This is a genomic window from Pseudomonas sp. 34 E 7, from assembly GCF_900005715.1.
Taxonomy (GTDB): domain Bacteria; phylum Pseudomonadota; class Gammaproteobacteria; order Pseudomonadales; family Pseudomonadaceae; genus Aquipseudomonas; species Aquipseudomonas orientalis_A.
Map to the genome: position 1 here is coordinate 629 of NZ_CVTX01000167.1, position 312 is coordinate 940.

The window sequence follows — 312 nt, forward strand, 5'->3', positions numbered from 1 at the left end:
AGATCACCGACGCTTCCGGCGGCAACTTCGAGCAGCTGGTAGTTGCGCAAAACAGTGCAACGACAGCGATCAACGACACCATCGACAAGGTCGATGTGGTTCTGAGCGCTACCACCACCGTCGGCGAAGGCGGCAACATCGTTTACACCGCCAGCCTTGTGGATAAAAACGGAGCGCTGGTGACCAACATCACCAACCCGCTGACTGTCACCCTGGACAACGGCAAAACCATCACCATCGGTGTGAACCAATCCAGCGGCACGGTCACCGCCGTGGCACCGAATGACGTCTACAAAGGCGATCAAACCGTCA

1 protein-coding gene is annotated in these 312 nt (G+C 57.4%); it reads left to right on the forward strand.

What is annotated here, in order from left to right:
• Positions 1-312, forward strand: a 312-nt coding sequence (locus tag BFP96_RS21905) for an immunoglobulin-like domain-containing protein (RefSeq protein ID WP_170876033.1), incomplete at both ends; no start/stop codon positions are given.